This window comes from Aquirufa beregesia, assembly GCF_011090385.1.
In the GTDB taxonomy this organism is placed as follows: Bacteria; Bacteroidota; Bacteroidia; order Cytophagales; family Spirosomataceae; genus Aquirufa; species Aquirufa beregesia.
In genome coordinates this window covers 153,668-170,766 of record NZ_SEWW01000005.1, presented here as the reverse complement: position 1 = coordinate 170,766, position 17,099 = coordinate 153,668, and the positions used below count along the sequence as shown (strand labels likewise).

The following is a 17,099-nucleotide window of genomic DNA, read 5'->3' as shown; positions in this document are numbered from 1 at the left end:
GGTTTTTGTGTTTTAGGGCAGTGGTGGTAAAAACACTTTTAATTTAGATTATTAATACTTCTTTTGGCTAAACTGGCTTCAGAATATGTATTGTATTTGTCAATACTTCTCGAAATTATTTGAGTTTTGTTTTGTAGTAATTTTTCTCTAACGTCTGAATTATTACATTTCCTTATTACATCAGTGAAAAAAATATCATCTGCAGTTCTTATTTCTCCATATATTTCAGATTCATAATCGTCCAATAGCTTATTTTCCTTATCAAAATCAAAATTATCAACTTCTAAAATTTTTGACGTAATTGTAGATTCTTCCCAATTTACGTCAAACGTACTTTCATAACCCATATAATCACGATCTAGTGTATATTCTCCTGATTTAAACTCAATTAGTTTTGGGATTTTAATTTTAAAATTAATTATAACATAACTCTTTACTATTTCTGGTACATATTGGATAGTTGGAGTAGGAGTACTATTATTGGTAGATATTGGATAAGTTTCTACCTTTTCTTCAGTAAAGAAAATATCTTTTATGGGATTAAAATTATAATAATTCATTCCAAAAACAATTACAAAAATTATTCCAATAGAAAACAGTGCATATACGAACTTAAAGGTTGATTCTTTTGTGGAAAAATCAGGATTAAATAAACTATCCTGAATGGATGGAGTATTTTCAGAGTCAAATTTAATTAATTGCTCCATATCATGTTTCAATTTTTCTTTCAGTTGTTCTACTTTAATATCAAATTCTTCATTCGAAATAACATCTATATCTAACAGATACTTCAGCTGTTCAAATTCTTTACTTTTTAAAAGGTTCTTTTCTAATTTCTTTTTTTCAATGACTCTAATATTTTTCATCAATTCTTCAAAGGATATAATTCCTTTAACTCGTAACTCTACAAGGTTATCAATGGCTTGATCTAAATCATTTCCTGAGTTTACATTTATTTCAATATTTTCCTGAAGTTCTTCATTTCTAGATGAGTAATTATTATATAAAGTAACCATCATTAAGGCGACCCATTGTAGAGGAGGAAACAGAAACATGGGTATTAAAATCCATTTTTGAGTCTGGCTAATTTTGTCTGATTTCCAAATATGTAAACTAGAGGCAAACACTAGCCCGACAATTGTTCCAACAAGTATATTTTTATCCATATAAACATTATTTTTGGAATAATTTAAAAAGTATACATTGACAATCCACAATTACAATTAAATAAGACACTTAGTTTAATATTTCTTTTGCTTCAAAAAATCTCTCAACGAGATTGTAGTCACTCCTAGTCCTTTTGCTTTTATCTGTAATCCATTATCTGAGGTTAACATAATTGGATTCTCGCTCTTAAATTTCAAAGCAACAGATAGAATTGAATTATCAGGAGACTTTTTATTGAAATCATTGGGTAAAAGGGACAAATTTTCGGTGTGCATTTTAACTCCACGAGTATCCAAGCTTTCATTAATTAATCTCAATGCTTTTTGAACATTTCGTTTTTGTTCTTCACCTAACGAAATTTTAAGAAAATCTAGCTCATCAATAACCTTGGCAGAAAGCACAATAGAATGTTTTTTATCAATTTTAGATATTACATCAGGGCAATCAACAAATACATTCGTATCAATAACATATATATTTTCTTTACCTAATACAATTTCCTTTTGAGGCTTTTCGAATTGAGAAAGGTCTATTTTATCTATAATTTTTAAACCAGGCAACTTTGAGGCACTATCACTACCTGACTCAATTACATCAATTTTATGATTTTCATTTTCTAAATTATTCATTTCAAATAGACATTTTGAAATAAACTCAGCAACCACCCCTTTAAATGGTTTAGTAACTTTGAACAACTCATCCATTAGTATCACAGAACAATACCTTGCCCTGCTAGTTGCTACATTAAATCGATTTTCGTTAAAGGAAAAAGTAGGCTTTTTATCTGAATATGCGAAATAGAAGCAAAAGTCTACTGTTAACCCCTGAACACTATCAACAGTATTTATCAAAACCTGATCCTGATCCTGATTGAATTGAAACAACAGATTATCACGTAAAAGTTTTACTCCTGCTTTAGTCGAGGATAAAATTGCAAATTCAAATTCTGGATTTATTCTTATTAATAAATTTATCTGAGTAAAAAGAAAATCATATAACACTTTGGGGGATTGAGAGTCGTAATAGTATAGAGAACTTCCTCCTTCTTTATTATATATCGAAGGAAGGTCAGAAAATACCGAATTACCAACCTGTATTTTGGACTTAGAGTTTAAACTATTTTTATAAAAAACATTAGTTTGATCACAAGCACTTTTAGAAAATCTATATGTGGTGGTCAACATAAATTTGGAACATTTAACTGTTGAGGCATAATAAGAAAATGCCTTTTCCATCAAGTCAATATTGTGGGAAATACCAACAGAATTTTCTTGATTTATAATGGGAGGTAATTGTTGAGGATCCCCAACTAAAATTACTTTCCCTCCAATTAATTTAGCTGCTGCAATAGTCCCTAATAAACATTGACTAGCCTCTTCAAGTATTACATAATCGTAGATTGGATTAGAAATGTTTTCTGTTGCTAACCCAGACATTTGATAAAAAGTAGTCAATAGAACATCACCTGTAGACGGAAGATAATTCTTAGACATTGGCCTCAATTCTCTCACAATTCCACTTTCTTCAAGAGTCAAGTTTGACTTATAAACATTTACACTTTCATTAAAATCTTCTTCAAAATACTGCTTAGACAATTCTATTAATGACCTATTAGCTAAAGTAGCAACAAGAACAGATTTCTTTTCTCGTGAAAACTCCTTCAATAATTTAGAAATAAAATAAGTTTTTCCTGTACCAGGAGGTCCTTGTATAATTACTGTTTCTTGATTTTTTAGTTCATTTTTGAATTTATCTATGAGTAAATTCGAATCATCAATTTTAAGTGGATTAAAATCATCTAAATGATAATTACCCAAGACTACGTTATCAACGGAAGATGATTTTGCCTCATTCTTAGTAACCTGAATTAAGTTATAGTAATATTTAGTGGGTGGATCAGTTAATCCGAAGACAATTTTACTTCCTTTTACCAGTGTATTGGCAAATTCAATATCAAAGTTGCTAAAGCCAACATTAACAATATTTCCAACTTCTTGATAATAAACTCCTATACACTCCGAGAAACTTGCAACACAATTTTTTCTGTAATAACTGTAAGTATAATCTTCAAAACCAGCTTGAATGATACTTAATGACTTGGGTTTACTAGCAGTTAAAAGAATTTTAGTCTTGGGTAATTTTTCTTTTGGAAATGATATAACAACTTGATTTCTAATTTTATCTATGTACTCAAATGTACCTACATACAATTCATTCTTATTGAAAAGCTGAATACATTTGGAATCAAGATACCCTCTAAATTCAGAAATAATTTTTATTATTTCTTCCTGATAAAACTTAATTTGCTCTTCCTTGGTAAGGTTTTTCATAGTTAGAAATTATAGTCTTCAAGGTTCATAACATCATTATATATCTTTGCAGCAGTAGTATTTTCATTTACTATTAATACAAAATGCCATTTCCCTTTGTCATATGTTTTCTTATCCAAATTATAATCCTCTAAAACGTAATCTTCTGGCATCCTTAATACACCAAATTTATTGAGAGGTTTAGTATATAGAATTAAATCATCTTGACTATTATAGAACTTTACAACCCCATTTGTATATAATGCTAATTGTACATTAGGCTCACTTAATCGATCCCAACTATATAAATCAAAATATAATAGCCCATTTTGTGCAGATCTTACCAATACTTCATCATCGCCTGCTTTTAAAAATCTGCCTTCATCTGATATATCTTCCAATAAATAATTGGCCCTAATTTCCATTAGAGTTTTAATTTTGGCTGTGGTATTAGCATCAATCTGGCCGTCTTTCTTATAATTAAAATTAATTATAGAGAGTATAAACTCTTCATCTTCAGCAGTTATATCTGGAATAATATCAACAATTTCTTTGATTTCCTTTTTAGAAGAATCTTCAGCGATTTGAGAAATTTCACCAGCTACTTGATTGTTTAATTCCTCAACTGGGATTTCTTCATTAGTCTGAATCGGCTGCAGAATTTGCCTATTAAAAATAAACCTTTTTTTAAGCTCCACTGGAACAATTTTACCTTTACTTTCAAAATCAGCAATTATATCAATTGGAGAGTTTAGTAACATATCTTGCAAGAATTGTAATTGCTTCTTAACATCCAAAATCTGTTTTTGCAACCATTCAACAAGAATATAATTTCTAAGTTCAGACCATTCTCCGATATAAAAAATTGTTTTAGTGTCTTGGATAATAAAATTCCGATTGTCATCTTTTATAATTTTACTATCCGTTGCAGGGTATTTTAAAGAAATTTTTCTGCATTTCCTTATTTTCCATTCTTGAAACTTTTCTTTAAACTCCTCCTCTATTTCTAAATATTTTTCATTGTCGATTTCAAAGGCTAAAAAAACCAATCTTTCATTTACTCTGCGAGTAAAATCGAAATCATCTTTTTGATCTTCAAATTGTGGATTAAAGTCCTCTAGTTTCAATCTTTCAATATTGAAACGATTTATATACTTCAGTTTATTTGCATTACTCTCACGGTCTTGGGTATTAAAAAGTGTATCTAAAATATATTCACTTTCCTTAATTCCGCTATCAATTGATTCATCAATTGTATAAAGGTCCATCACTAAATTGTAAGTTTTAGCAGTAGAAAGTAAACTACCTGATCGAATAAAATTATTTAAGTGTGATTTGTCATTATAATTATTTGGATTGTAAACCTGATTAAATTGATTAATCAACTCTTTGAATTCTTTTCTTGGAGGTCTTTTCTCTGAAATATAATTTAAAATTGACAATACGTTGAGCTGAGTCTTGAAACCAAGAAATTCTTCTAATGTCTTTCCTTCATATATGATTTTCGAAAAATCAACTTTTGAAACATTTGATGGCCCAACAATTTTAACAAATTCAAATTTAAATAATTGATTTGCTGGCTTAAACTGACCATCTAAAGTTGGTATTTGCTTTAAAAAAAAATCAAGCCTTTGATTTTCAAACGATTGAGAAACGCCTATTTGCTCAAAAAACAATAATTGAGCTTCCTCTCCTTCAATTTGATATTCATCTGATAAAAATGAAATTCCACTTTCTAAACCAAACAATGACTCAAAGTCGAAGACAGGTTTATAAATAGATGAAAAATGGAGTGAATTTGGAAGTGCACAATCGGACATCCCACCCTTGGTTAGAAGAGGTATATTTCTAATGTAGTTCAGGTTACTTCCTTGTAGAGACAAGTTACCAGTCTTGTAAACCCTAAATAGCTCTTTAAACAAAAGAACTGAATTTGACGAATCCTTCCAAAAATCTAAATTCTCTACAACACTCTTTAATTTTAATGTAATAATTTCTGATTCAATGTTCAATTGAGGTATTTTAAGCTTTTCATTAAACAACCTCCTCCAAGAGTCGAAATAATTAATAGTATAATCCTCAGAAACTTGATTTTCAATCTTTATTATGTCTAAATAATTTTGAATTGACAAATCAACAATATAAGGGGTACCGATAAAACAATCTTTAATTTGCTTATAATTTCCCTCCTTTGTCTTTAGTTTGAAGTCAGAATTATCAAGTAAATCTGTAATAATTTCATCATTATCTCTATTCTCATAAATTAATCTAGTTAGTGGCAACCACATATCATCGTCTAACAAGTTCAAATTAGGAATTAGAGTGTGTTTCAAAAAGTCAGCTGAATCATCCTTAACATCTAGCTGTTTGAACAACTTCTTAATTTTAATTTTATCAATAGCTGGGAATTTAAGATAATCTCCACTAACAAATGAAATATTTGAATTTGGAAATTGTAATATCAATCTCTCTAAAGACTCATTATCTGTATATTCCGATGATAAATAGAGGTTTCTAATTGAGTCATATTTTTTTGCCTTCGAAAATATGGGTATTTGTTTTATTTCTGACTTAATAGAATCAATTTGAATTGATGACAAATTTTCAAAAGAAGCTAGTATAAAATACCAGAAAGCAGCACTAGTAGTAACGGTCGGCAAGGGTTCTGTTAAATAAAATTCAATTATCCTCTCGTAATTAGAAACAATAACTGATTGAGTGAAATTGAAAGGCTCAATTTCAGAAAACTCTTGAGTTCCTAATAATTTCCCCAATATATATGAGTTAGAATTATTCCAATTTTCTTCTAATAGAAAGAACGAACCTGGAGGAAGTGACTTACTAGATAGTAATATCTTTAATGAATTAGAATTAAAATAAATTGGGTTAATCCAATTATTTAAAACTCCTTGATTTGTTTTTAGCGGAAAATCCTTGACATTCTGAGACGGAAATGAAGGGTGATTTGAATACTTTGATAAAAATGAATAAAATTCTTCAAACTGAATTATGCCACTTAATAAACCTTGAATGATATATTTCTTTTTTTCACCACAAATTACTTCATTTATAAAATCAATGGGAACATATTTTTTCAAAGGAAGCAATATATCTGTCAGCTCATTTGATATAGTACTATTCAATACTTTATCAAAATCTAACCACTTTAAAGAATTTGAATCTACATCTAAATCAAAATACAATTCATTCCCTTGGTACAGATTAAAATCTTCTGATAAAAAAATTGCTTCCTCCTTAAAGGAATCAAGTTGATCGAATCTATTAAGGTATTCTATGAAGTTTAGGTTGTTTACATCATTTTTCAACCAATTTTCAAAATGATTAAGACCTACTAGTTTTTTTAATTTTGAAAAATTAAAAATTGCATCAGAATTTAAACCCTCTATTAATTTCTCTATACTAACATATTCACCCAAATGATTAACAGGATAATTATCATTAGCAATCAAATATTCAAAATCAGACTTTCCAAAATTTGAAAGGATTCCTGTCCTGTCAATAATAATATTGGATAACTTAATACTATCTTGACCTATAACTAAAGAGGTATTTGGCAGCAATTTGAATAGACTTTCGACAATAATTTTAGCTGCATTTGTGTATTCTAATTTAAAATCTGGCAAAAGTCTATTTAGGTTTTCTAAATCATTATCAAATGCCAATTCTTGAGCAAATTCTTGTATTGTAACAGCTAACAACCTTAGAACTTCTCTATTATATTTTAAATTATGAATTATGTCAGTTCTATTTAAATCTGGAATGAAATCAGCATTGACTAAAAATGGTAATTTGAATTTAGTATTAGATAACGGTAGGTAAGCGAACAAATTAATTACATCTTCACTTATGGTACTTTTGGGAAGAGCAATTGTAATTTGAGGAGATCGAAAAGTTCTCATTTTTGTAGGAACAGCGGTTTCCGTTTCATCCAATAATTCATTAATTACATCTTCATCTTGAATAACAATATCGTTTTTTGTGTAGGTTAACCATTCACTATGTAATGTATTATTTACCAATAATTCAATAGATTTAAATTTCCCAATACCATTCAAATCTTTTCTAAAAACGATGTCTAAAGGAGATAAAAATACATTTAATCCATTTTCTGTGTAACTAACACTAGGAGCCTTAATTTTTATTTGACTTAAATTCTCTAGAAAAATTAATAAATATGGATTTTGACTTAAGAGATTTAAATATTTAATAACATCGTTTTTATTCTTTTCATTGTTGAATTCAAAAGCAAATGCAACTGGTGAGTTGAAAAAATCAAATTGTGGAATTTTATCAACCATTTCCTTTTCAATTTGAAAAATAGGCAATACTTCCCAAGGCTTTTCTTTACCAGATTCAGATTTAGAAAATCTAAAACTGAAATTTCCAGATCGTATATAAGCATTCTCGGTAAATCTGAAAACAGATTTAAAACCAATACCCTTGTAACCAATCCTTCCTTTATCACTTTCTTGTTGTTGTTCTCCGTATAAAATTCCAGTAATTGATTCGAAGTTATTTTCAGTAAACAAAGCCCCATTGTGCTTAACCAACAAATAATTGTTAAATACTTCAAAAGTTATACTAACACTATAGTCGAAATTTCGATTAGAATGATCAACGGCATTCTGTATTAATTCATATAGAAATGTAAGTTCATTCGAAGATAAATCACCTCGTAAGCGATCTAATTGATTCCTATGTTGAATTATGAATTTTGGGGGAATCCCCAGATGATCCTCTTTATTTTTCTCAACAATCAATTTACATTTAGTAAAAGATAAAATATCGTTAAGTGCAGTTCTGAATACCCTTGTACTAAAAATGAATCGTTGATTAGCACGATCAATGTTTATCAAAACTAAATTTATTAATTCTCCAACCTTAATAGTATGAAATAAGGAATGTTTCAAGCCATATTCATTGGCAATTTCATCTAATGGAAGAATAGCTTCAAATCCATAAAAATCAAAGAATACATTTTTGGTTTGATTATCTTTCGATTTAACTCGCAATTCTAAAATAGACTCAATAGAGACTTTTGACAACAATTCTTCCCAATTCATAAAATTTATTTTACTATCAACGTCAGTAATTTGGCAAAAAAATCATACCAACTCTTAAACTAACTATTTACAGAATTAATACTTAAAGACTTATCCATTGTAAAACTCAAAGATTTCTTTAAGAATTACTAATTATCCTTAATTTAGCATTTATTCATTTTAAATAAAACAGATCAATACTGAATTCGAGCTGCAAATAAGATAGCACAAGTGAGTGATTTCAACGAACACTAATCCGTTCAGAAAATCCAAAAATATCAAATAGATTAAACCGGTTAAATTTTGATTCGATTAAGATTCGTTAGTAAACGAATCGAGACGACAAGTGGGACCACACCCTTCAAAAACCTCGTCGAAAGATGGGGTTTTTGTGTTTTAGGGCAGGATAGCAAAGTGAGTAGCACGAGAGGGGTTTTCGATCGAAATGCTGGTTTGTTTAAAATTAAACACTTCCTAAAAATTAGGCTTTACCTGTCCAATTTGGCTGACGATTTACATTTAACCAATTAATTGTTTTCTTATTTTTAGTTATTCGCTAGATTTAGTCATTGGGTATATTAATATTATTTGATTTCGCCGCTATATTCCTGATCGGTTACTTTTTGCAACCATTTTACTAGTCCTTTTTCTGTTTTTGGTAATATATACATTTGCATCATACCAACATTTTGGCTTGCTCCATGCCAATGTAGTACATTGGGTGGACATGTGATTATATCACCTTTTTTAATAGTTGCGCGTAGTTGGCCTTTTATTTGATGATACCCTATTCCATCTGTAATTATTAAAATTTGACCAGCGGGATGTGTATGCCAATTACTTCTTGCTCCAGGTTCAAAATATACATTACCGACTATGGTACTATATGTACTATCCATTGGTAATAAAGATTTTGTCCAAGCATTTCCTGTAAAGTTTTCTGCAGGAGCTAAAGATCCTTTGGGGAAAATGGCGTCCAGTTTTCTTTCCTTATTTGAAGTAAATTTTATACAACTTGTTAGAAAAAATGTCACCAATGTAGCCGTTAAGAGTAATGAATTATTTTTCATGAGGTTTTAATACTAATTTATTAATGTCGGAGTAGATTCAATATTACCGAAAATAAGTCTTTTAAACTGATTTGAAAGTTTTTTATTTCCTCGAAACACCCCCTCTCGTACTTTCGAATATGGAGAATCGTCTTTACTCATTAGATATTCGAATTTTGGTCGAAACAAAACTGTACGTCGTCAAACTAATTGGACTTTCTGTACTAACCCCCTAATAAACTGAACCAAATTTTAAAAAGAGTCTAGAACGAATTGAATTAGGGGTTTGCTCCATAAACAGATAAAAATCTTACATTTATACCTCCTAAGCTCCTAACACTTGACCATATAAACTATTCATTTCAAAGAGCATTCATCCTTGTACCCATAATGATCCCCAATCAACTAAAAGCAAATAATCCCCTTTTCTTTCTATTTCCATTTTTTATTGTCCTCATTTTAATTTACGCATGTCAACAGCCCATTGACAATAAAATAACAGAATTTTTATCCCCCGATAAAAAAATAAAATTTCAACTCTTTTCAGAAAAAAAGGACCATTCCCTTCAATACGCCATCAGTTTTCATGATACTATGCTAGTGGAGAAATCATCCATCTCATTGGATCTTGAAGGGGAAGCTTATGACCAATTGATCATCAAGGATATTCAAGCATTTCATGTAGATACGCTCTTTTCACCCATCATTGCAGCCAAACGTAAAGTCTTTAGAGACCAATACAATGGCATTCTAATCAATTTTGAACAAGCTCTTGCATTGGAAATTCGGATGTATGATGAAGGATTGGCCTTTCGCTGGATAGGTAAATCGAATCATGACTTAAAGGTGCTGAATGAGACATTTGAAGTGAACCCCGTTCGTGATACAAACCTATTTTATGCCCCATACGAACAAGATGCAACGGCAGGACCAGGATTTATCAATTTTATCAAAAGAAAAATTCTACAGGTAAAAAACTATTTAAAAGGCAAAAAAACACCCTCTGAAAGTGCTTTTGAAACTCCATATCAACACAAAAAGATCTCAGAAATCGATAAAAATACTTTTCTATTTGTCCCTGCACTTATCCAAACACAGGATGGAAAATACATCGTAATCGGCGAATCGGATGTACAAGATTATCCCGGTATGATCTTGCAAAATTTTTCTCAAAATAGGCTCACAACAAGCTTTTCAGCCTATCCACTTAAAGAAGAATTTCCCAAGGATACACTCAATTATATGAAACAAGTTCGTGTTAGCGAATTTGCAGATTACATAGCGCTAACAAAAGGCAAAAGAACTTTTCCTTGGCGCGTGCTCATGATTACAGATCATCCCGCTTCCATACCGGCCTCAGACCTCATTCAAAAACTTGCCAGCCCTTCTGCATTACAAGGAGATTTATCATGGATCAAACCCGGACAAATAACGGATGAATGGCTTACGAATATTAATCTTTTTAATGTGGACTTCCAATCAGGCAAAAATACTGCCTCCTACAAATATTACATTGATTTTGCAAAGACATTTGGACTCGAATACATCATGATAGATGAAGGCTGGTACCTCAATGGCACACTTAAAAATTTAAATAAAAATATCAATATTGATTCCATTGCGACTTATGCCAAAGAAAACAACGTAGGACTTGGCTTATGGTTTAATGCCATGGTACTCAATGAAAATTTGGAAGAAACACTTAAAACATATTCCTCCAAAGGAGTCAACATGATACTCATTGACTTTATCAATAGAAACGATCAAAAGGCCATGAACTATTATGTTAAAATAGCAGAGGCATGCGCCAAGTATAAGCTGATGTTGAATATTCATTCCGCCCCAGCACCAGCAGGATTTGAAATCACCTATCCCAATGCCATCTCTCGAGAAGGCGTCTTGGGCTCTGAATGGAATGGATGGAGCCCATTGGTTACCCCAAATCATGACCTTACCATACCATTTACTAGGATGTTTTCTGGCCCCTTGGATTATGAACCTGGATTACTAGAAAATTCAACCGAAAATGGTTTCCAAAACATCCCCGACAGACCCATGTCTCAGGGCACACGTGCACACCAAATAGCCATGTACCTGATTTATGACAACCCTCTTCAATACTTCGTAGGTAATCCTTCACAAGGATTTAAAGAGCCTGAATTAATGAAATTTGTTGGCAATATCCCTACCACTTGGGATGAAACAATCGTGCTGGATGGCAAACCGTCGGAGTATATTGTGACAGCACGATTAAAAGATGGAATATGGTATATTGGGGCATTGAACAACTGGAAAGAGAGAGAATTATCCATTGACCTATCAAAATTTAAATTAAAAAAATTCACATTGACGGGTATTATCGATGGTATCAACAGCAACCGATATGCTGCTGATTATGTCATGACAAAAGGTATTGGAAATGGAAATGAAATTTTGAAAATCAGATTAGGAAAAGGGGGTGGTGGAGTATGGCGATTTGAATCGGTAAGACCCTAAAAAAAGAACATTCTAGATGGGATCAAAAACTTATTCATAATAAGGCAACACATATTGAATAAACCATTGAGGCAAATGATCCGTCTTAATCTCCAAATCATTCTGATATAAACGGCAATCAATTCGTATTCCTTACCTGAATTATCAAACAAATAGGCTCTATAACAAGGGGTAATACATGGTGCAGAAGCTCTAAACTTCTTGTGTAACGCTCGATAACCTTTTACTTCAGCACATCTTAATTTAAGGAATAATCTACTTTTCCCCGATCCATTGAGACTAGCAAATATCCTTACTCTCTTTTTGCTTGCCATGTAAAATCATTCCCTTTTTAAGAGTAATTTCAGTAGGTTTCGAATCTACGATATCAATTTGAGTTTTGGAACCATCAGGTTTTTCTTCATAGACAATACCCTTTTCAATATAGGTAACAACCAAATCCATTGCTTTGGAGCGACGAACAGCATTTCTTCCACTAATTTTTCCCACCTTAATCAAAAGATTAGTTTGGCCGACATCCTTTCTAAATACCTTACTGTTCTTCATAATACCAATTTTAACAATACATACCAAACATAATAATTATTTGTTCAATCTATATAAATTGATTCCTGTTTGCAGTCATACCAATTATAATATCACTTATTTAAAATTAAACAAGGCTGAATTTAAAGGGAATGAGTTTGTAAAAACGAGCAGCAAATAAAAATTTAAGGCCTAAGCTGATTTCTCCCATTGGCTCCCAATTCGATTGCTTTTGCCTTCTCAAATTCCTCCAAACATTTCCCCAATACCTTGCCTTTGGTGTAGATGCAATCACAAAATTGCTTGGATGCTTGGGGAGTAGGACCATCTCGACAGCCATTCATACACTCCTCTGCGGAATTACCTGGCCTAATGTCATACATGATTTGATTGACCCCAATGACCGTTGCCAAGGTCAATACCACTAAAGTAAAAAAGACGTAAGGAAATGGATGGGCACGGGGTTTATCCGAATTAGCTTGTAGCTCCCTTTGGGTTTGTTGAAAAGGAAGAATGTGTTTAATCCGTTGAAAATCCCAAACAAGCAGAAACAAATTGGCCAATAACATGAATGTCACAGTCCTCGTCCCTTCAAAACGAACAGAATAAGTCAGTACGAAGATATTGAGCATAATGGGAAAACCCGCAATAGCTCCCAATAAGGCCGACCTAGGAATGAGCAATAAGATAGCCACCATCACCTGACCCATCCCTATGAAAGTATAGTAAAAGCCTGTATCGAGTAAGGCATCGAAATAATGTCCTAAGGGATGGTTGGAGGGTAAACCTGCGGCAAAACGCTCCCCACTGATTTTTACCCAACCCGAAATCCCGAATGCAATAGCCAAGCTAATCCGACAAAAAACAGCAAAATATGCATACCATCGGTTTGCTCTTATCTCATCCACATAATGTTCTACTCTATTCCACATATTTTGACAGAATTTATCTCCTGTTATTCATTTCGCTTACCAATATAGCAATCAACCTGTTGACCTGACAAAATTTGGTTTAGTTTATTTAATTTCCCGACATGATGAACATAGAAAATGTCAAATGGAGAATGGAGGCTTCTTCACCTAAATTGTTACCTTGTGAAAAATCTTTGGCTATGAAATCTTTCTTTATCCTATTTTTACTTAGTTTTTCCACCTTCCTCCAAGCTCAACAAATCGATTCAGGTGAATTTTTGAAACAGCTAGTCAAATATCCCTTGGGGGCTTCGGTGAATCCTCGACTACTGGAAGAAAACGCTAATTATCGTGCGCTGGCTGGCATGGAATTTACTAGTGTAACAGCTGAAAATCATATGAAAATGGCCCTCATTCATCCAGAGGCTAATCGCTTTGATTTTGCGAAAGGCGATGAGATTGTGGCTTTTGCTAAGAAAAATAAAAGTCGGGTGCATGGACATACCTTGGTTTGGCATAATCAAACAGCACCCTGGATGAAGGAATTCCAAGGCGACCAACAGGCTTGGGAAAATCTATTAAAACAGCACATTCAAACTATTGTCAAACATTATCAAGGACAAATAGCCGGCTGGGATGTCGTGAATGAAGCCTTTTTTGATGATGGTAGCTTGCGACCAAGCATTTGGTCAGATCATATACCGGATTACCTAGCCAAAAGTTTTATATGGGCACATGAGGCGGACCCCAAGGCTTTACTTTTTTATAATGATTATGGACAAGATGGGAAACCTAAAAAAATGGAGGCTATTTTGAATATGGTTCAAGATTTCAAAAAACGTCAAATTCCCATTCATGGTTTAGGATTGCAAATGCACATTTCGATCCAATCCAAAAACGAAGAAATCAAGCAAGTGATAGAGCAGTCGACTGCCACCGGATTAAACATCCATTTTTCCGAAGTGGATGTAGCTGTAAACCCGAAAAACAATCCAGATTTTATCTATGATGCATTTGCCCAAAAAGCACAATCTGACAAATTCCTGTTATTGTTTACTTCGTTTGCCACCATACCTGCAGCGCAGCAATACGGCATTACTTTTTGGAATGTAGGTGATAAGGATTCCTGGTTACGAGGTTATTTCAAAAGACCGAAGGAATATCCTTTACTGTTTGATGAGGCCTATCAAAGAAAGCCGGTTTATGTGGAATTGTACGAGGGATTGAAAAGGAAATAATCTAATTAAGAATTATACACTATTCTTAAATCAAAAACTAAATTTAATCATAACGCCCTTCCAACTATTAAAAAGAAAAACTAGCTAAAAATTCCAGCATCAGTTACTCCTACAGCACCAGCTAAGGTATTATCTTTCACAGACACCGTTTCTAATTCAGGTTTAGTCCATGTTTCTTTAATCTCCTCCTGAATAGCCAATTCCTTTTTTTCTTTCATGATTTTATATATTAAAATTTAGCAATGAAACTCATTTAACGTTATGCTATTTTATTACATACCAATAGCTTGGAATTAAGCATTTCATTTCGCATTCGAAAATAAGAACAGATAAAATGATACCAAAATAGATGGTATCTGATCTGTGAAATACTAACTAAAAAAACCCGAATCTGCTCCAAATCCCGCAAAAGCCAAGGTATTCTCTTTAATCGACACCATTTCTAATTCAGGTTTAGTCCATGTTTCTTTAATCTCCTCCTGAATAGCCAATTCCTTTTTTTCTTTCATGATTTTATATATTAAAATTTAGCAATGAAACTCATTTAACGTTATGCTATTTTATCACATACCAATAGCTTGGAATTAAGCATTTCATTTCGCATTCGAAAATAAGAACAGATAAAATTATATCAAAATAGATGGTATCTGATCTGTGAAATACTACTAAAATAAATTTGCAATGCCTGGATAAAAAAGATTAAAATCTATCCTTCCTATCAAGTAAGACTAACTAAAAACAGCTAAATCGAAAAGACCCGGCCCACCGGCTAAGGTGTTTTCTTTCACTGATACAGTTTCTAATTCAGGTTTAGTCCACGTTTCTTTTGCTTCCCCCTGAGGAGTTAATTCAATTTTTTTCATGATTTGTTATTTTAACATTAGCTATGACGCTCATTTAATTTTATGCTATTTCATTACACATTCAAAAGAAATACAGATAAAATGATATCAAAATAGATTAATTGTATCTAATCTTTGAAATACCTTTGATACTTGAATCAACAAATTCATAAATGAATTTGTAATACCCAGATCAAGTTGATTGAAATTAATTCCTATTAACTGGAAATACTAGCTAAAAATGCCAATATCAACCCCTACCCCAGCTCCCGCTAAAGTATTTTCTTTCACAGATACCATTTCTAATTCAGGTTTAGTCCACGTTTCTTTTGCTTCAACCTGAAGAGCCAATTCCTTTTTTTCTTTCATGATTTTATATATTAAAATTTAGCAATGAAACTCATTTAACGTTATGCTATTTTATCACATACCAATAGCTTGGAATTAAGCATTTCATTTCGCATTCGAAAATAAGAACAGATAAAATTATATCAAAATAGATGGTATCTGATCTGTGAAATACTACTAAAATAAATTTGCAATGCCTGGATAAAAAAGATTGAAATCTATCCTTCCTATCAAGTAAGACTAACTAAAAACAGCTAAATCGAAAAGACCCGGCCCACCGGCTAAGGTATTCTCTTTCAACGATACAATTTCTAATTCAGGTTTAGTCCACGTTTCTTTTGCTTCAACCTGAGGAGTTAATTCATTTTTTTTCATGATTTGTTATTTTAACATTAGCTATGACGCTCATTTAATTTTATGCTATTTCATTACACATTCAAAAGAAATACAGATAAAATGATATCAAAATAGATTAATTGTATCTGATCTTTGAAATACCTTTGATACTTGAATCAACAAATTCATAAATGAATTTGTAATACCCAGATCAAGTTGATTGAAATTAATTCCTATTAACTGGAAATACTAGCTAAAAATGCCAATATCAACCCCTACCCCAGCTCCCGCTAAAGTATTTTCTTTCACTGATACCATTTCTAATTCAGGTTTAGTCCACGTTTCTTTTGCTTCAACCTGAGGAGTTAATTCAATTTTTTTCATGATTTGTTATTTTAACGTTAGCTATGACGCTCATTTAATTTTATGCTTTCATTACACATTCGAACAAAATACAGATAAAATGATATCAAAATAGATTAATTGTATCTGATCTTTGAAATACTAAGCTAAACAAACCCAAATCTGCTCCAACTGCAGCTGCCGCCAAGGTATTCTCTTTCAACGATACAATTTCTAATTCAGGTTTAGTCCAAGTCTCTTTACCTTCCTCAGATGAGGTCAATTCATTAATTCGTTTCTTAGAATTTAACTAAAAAAAAATTATCCACACCAACATTGATGAAACTAGCTAAAGTGATTTCTTTAACCGATACTGTCTCCAACTCTGGCTTAGCCCAAGTCTCTTTACCTTTCTCAGATGAGGTAATTTCTTTGTTTTCTTTCATATTTGATAGGTTTTAAAGATGCAATCT

At 31.9% G+C, this 17,099-nt stretch carries 16 protein-coding genes; 2 read left to right on the top strand and 14 right to left on the bottom strand.

What is annotated here, in order from left to right; all coding sequences use genetic code 11:
- Positions 1-38 precede the first annotated feature (38 nt).
- The 4 genes from EWU23_RS09350 to EWU23_RS09335 all read right to left on the bottom strand — a co-directional run bounded on the left by EWU23_RS09350 (position 39) and on the right by EWU23_RS09335 (position 9,609).
- Positions 39-1,166, bottom strand: a complete 1,128-nt coding sequence (locus EWU23_RS09350; RefSeq protein WP_166231370.1) for a hypothetical protein — start codon at positions 1,164-1,166, stop codon at positions 39-41.
- A gap of 75 nt (positions 1,167-1,241) precedes the next feature.
- On the bottom strand, positions 1,242-3,497 hold the full coding sequence (locus tag EWU23_RS09345) for a PIN domain-containing protein (RefSeq protein ID WP_166231367.1): 2,256 nt from the start codon (positions 3,495-3,497) through the stop codon (positions 1,242-1,244).
- Between the two features lie 2 nt (positions 3,498-3,499).
- Positions 3,500-8,560 carry a sacsin N-terminal ATP-binding-like domain-containing protein gene (locus EWU23_RS09340; RefSeq protein ID WP_166231364.1) on the bottom strand — a complete coding sequence of 1,687 codons (5,061 nt, stop codon included), beginning with the start codon at positions 8,558-8,560 and terminating at the stop codon, positions 3,500-3,502.
- Positions 8,561-9,123: 563 nt separating this feature from the next.
- Complete coding sequence (locus EWU23_RS09335) at positions 9,124-9,609, bottom strand: cupin domain-containing protein (RefSeq protein WP_166231361.1); 486 nt, start codon at positions 9,607-9,609, stop codon at positions 9,124-9,126.
- 369 nt (positions 9,610-9,978) lie between these two features.
- On the opposite strand from EWU23_RS09335, the gene EWU23_RS09330 reads away from it, so the two are divergent.
- Entirely contained in the window at positions 9,979-12,084 is a 2,106-nt protein-coding gene (locus tag EWU23_RS09330; protein WP_166231358.1) for a glycoside hydrolase family 97 protein, read from the top strand.
- 279 nt (positions 12,085-12,363) lie between these two features.
- Here EWU23_RS09330 and EWU23_RS09325 read toward each other — a convergent pair whose 3' ends face one another.
- Positions 12,364-12,630, bottom strand: a complete 267-nt coding sequence (locus EWU23_RS09325; RefSeq protein WP_166231355.1) for a hypothetical protein — start codon at positions 12,628-12,630, stop codon at positions 12,364-12,366.
- Positions 12,631-12,794: 164 nt separating this feature from the next.
- On the bottom strand, positions 12,795-13,541 hold the full coding sequence (locus tag EWU23_RS09320; RefSeq protein ID WP_166231352.1) for a DoxX family protein: 747 nt from the start codon (positions 13,539-13,541) through the stop codon (positions 12,795-12,797).
- Between the two features lie 101 nt (positions 13,542-13,642).
- Between EWU23_RS09320 and EWU23_RS09315 the strand changes: the two genes are divergently transcribed.
- Complete coding sequence (locus EWU23_RS09315) at positions 13,643-14,758, top strand: endo-1,4-beta-xylanase (protein WP_166231349.1); 1,116 nt, start codon at positions 13,643-13,645, stop codon at positions 14,756-14,758.
- A gap of 80 nt (positions 14,759-14,838) precedes the next feature.
- On the opposite strand, the gene EWU23_RS09310 is transcribed toward EWU23_RS09315, so the two are convergent.
- The 8 genes from EWU23_RS09310 to EWU23_RS09290 form a co-directional block, all read right to left on the bottom strand.
- Entirely contained in the window at positions 14,839-14,976 is a 138-nt protein-coding gene (locus EWU23_RS09310; RefSeq protein WP_166231346.1) for a hypothetical protein, read from the bottom strand.
- A gap of 153 nt (positions 14,977-15,129) precedes the next feature.
- The gene (locus EWU23_RS09305; protein WP_166231343.1) at positions 15,130-15,267 is read right to left on the bottom strand and encodes a hypothetical protein; all 138 of its coding nucleotides are present in this window, start codon (positions 15,265-15,267) and stop codon (positions 15,130-15,132) included.
- 219 nt (positions 15,268-15,486) lie between these two features.
- Positions 15,487-15,621 carry a hypothetical protein gene (locus EWU23_RS14155; RefSeq protein ID WP_262886085.1) on the bottom strand — a complete coding sequence of 45 codons (135 nt, stop codon included), beginning with the start codon at positions 15,619-15,621 and terminating at the stop codon, positions 15,487-15,489.
- Positions 15,622-15,831: 210 nt separating this feature from the next.
- Positions 15,832-15,969 carry a hypothetical protein gene (locus EWU23_RS09300; protein WP_166231340.1) on the bottom strand — a complete coding sequence of 46 codons (138 nt, stop codon included), beginning with the start codon at positions 15,967-15,969 and terminating at the stop codon, positions 15,832-15,834.
- 219 nt (positions 15,970-16,188) lie between these two features.
- Positions 16,189-16,323: a hypothetical protein gene (locus EWU23_RS14150; protein ID WP_262886084.1), complete on the bottom strand. Its 135-nt coding sequence runs from the start codon at positions 16,321-16,323 to the stop codon at positions 16,189-16,191.
- Between the two features lie 210 nt (positions 16,324-16,533).
- Positions 16,534-16,668, bottom strand: a complete 135-nt coding sequence (locus EWU23_RS14145; RefSeq protein ID WP_262886083.1) for a hypothetical protein — start codon at positions 16,666-16,668, stop codon at positions 16,534-16,536.
- 85 nt (positions 16,669-16,753) lie between these two features.
- Entirely contained in the window at positions 16,754-16,909 is a 156-nt protein-coding gene (locus EWU23_RS09295; protein ID WP_166231337.1) for a hypothetical protein, read from the bottom strand.
- Between the two features lie 16 nt (positions 16,910-16,925).
- A complete protein-coding gene (locus EWU23_RS09290; protein WP_166231334.1) occupies positions 16,926-17,072 on the bottom strand; it encodes a hypothetical protein in 147 nt (48 codons plus the stop codon).
- Between the last annotated feature and the right edge of the window lie 27 nt (positions 17,073-17,099).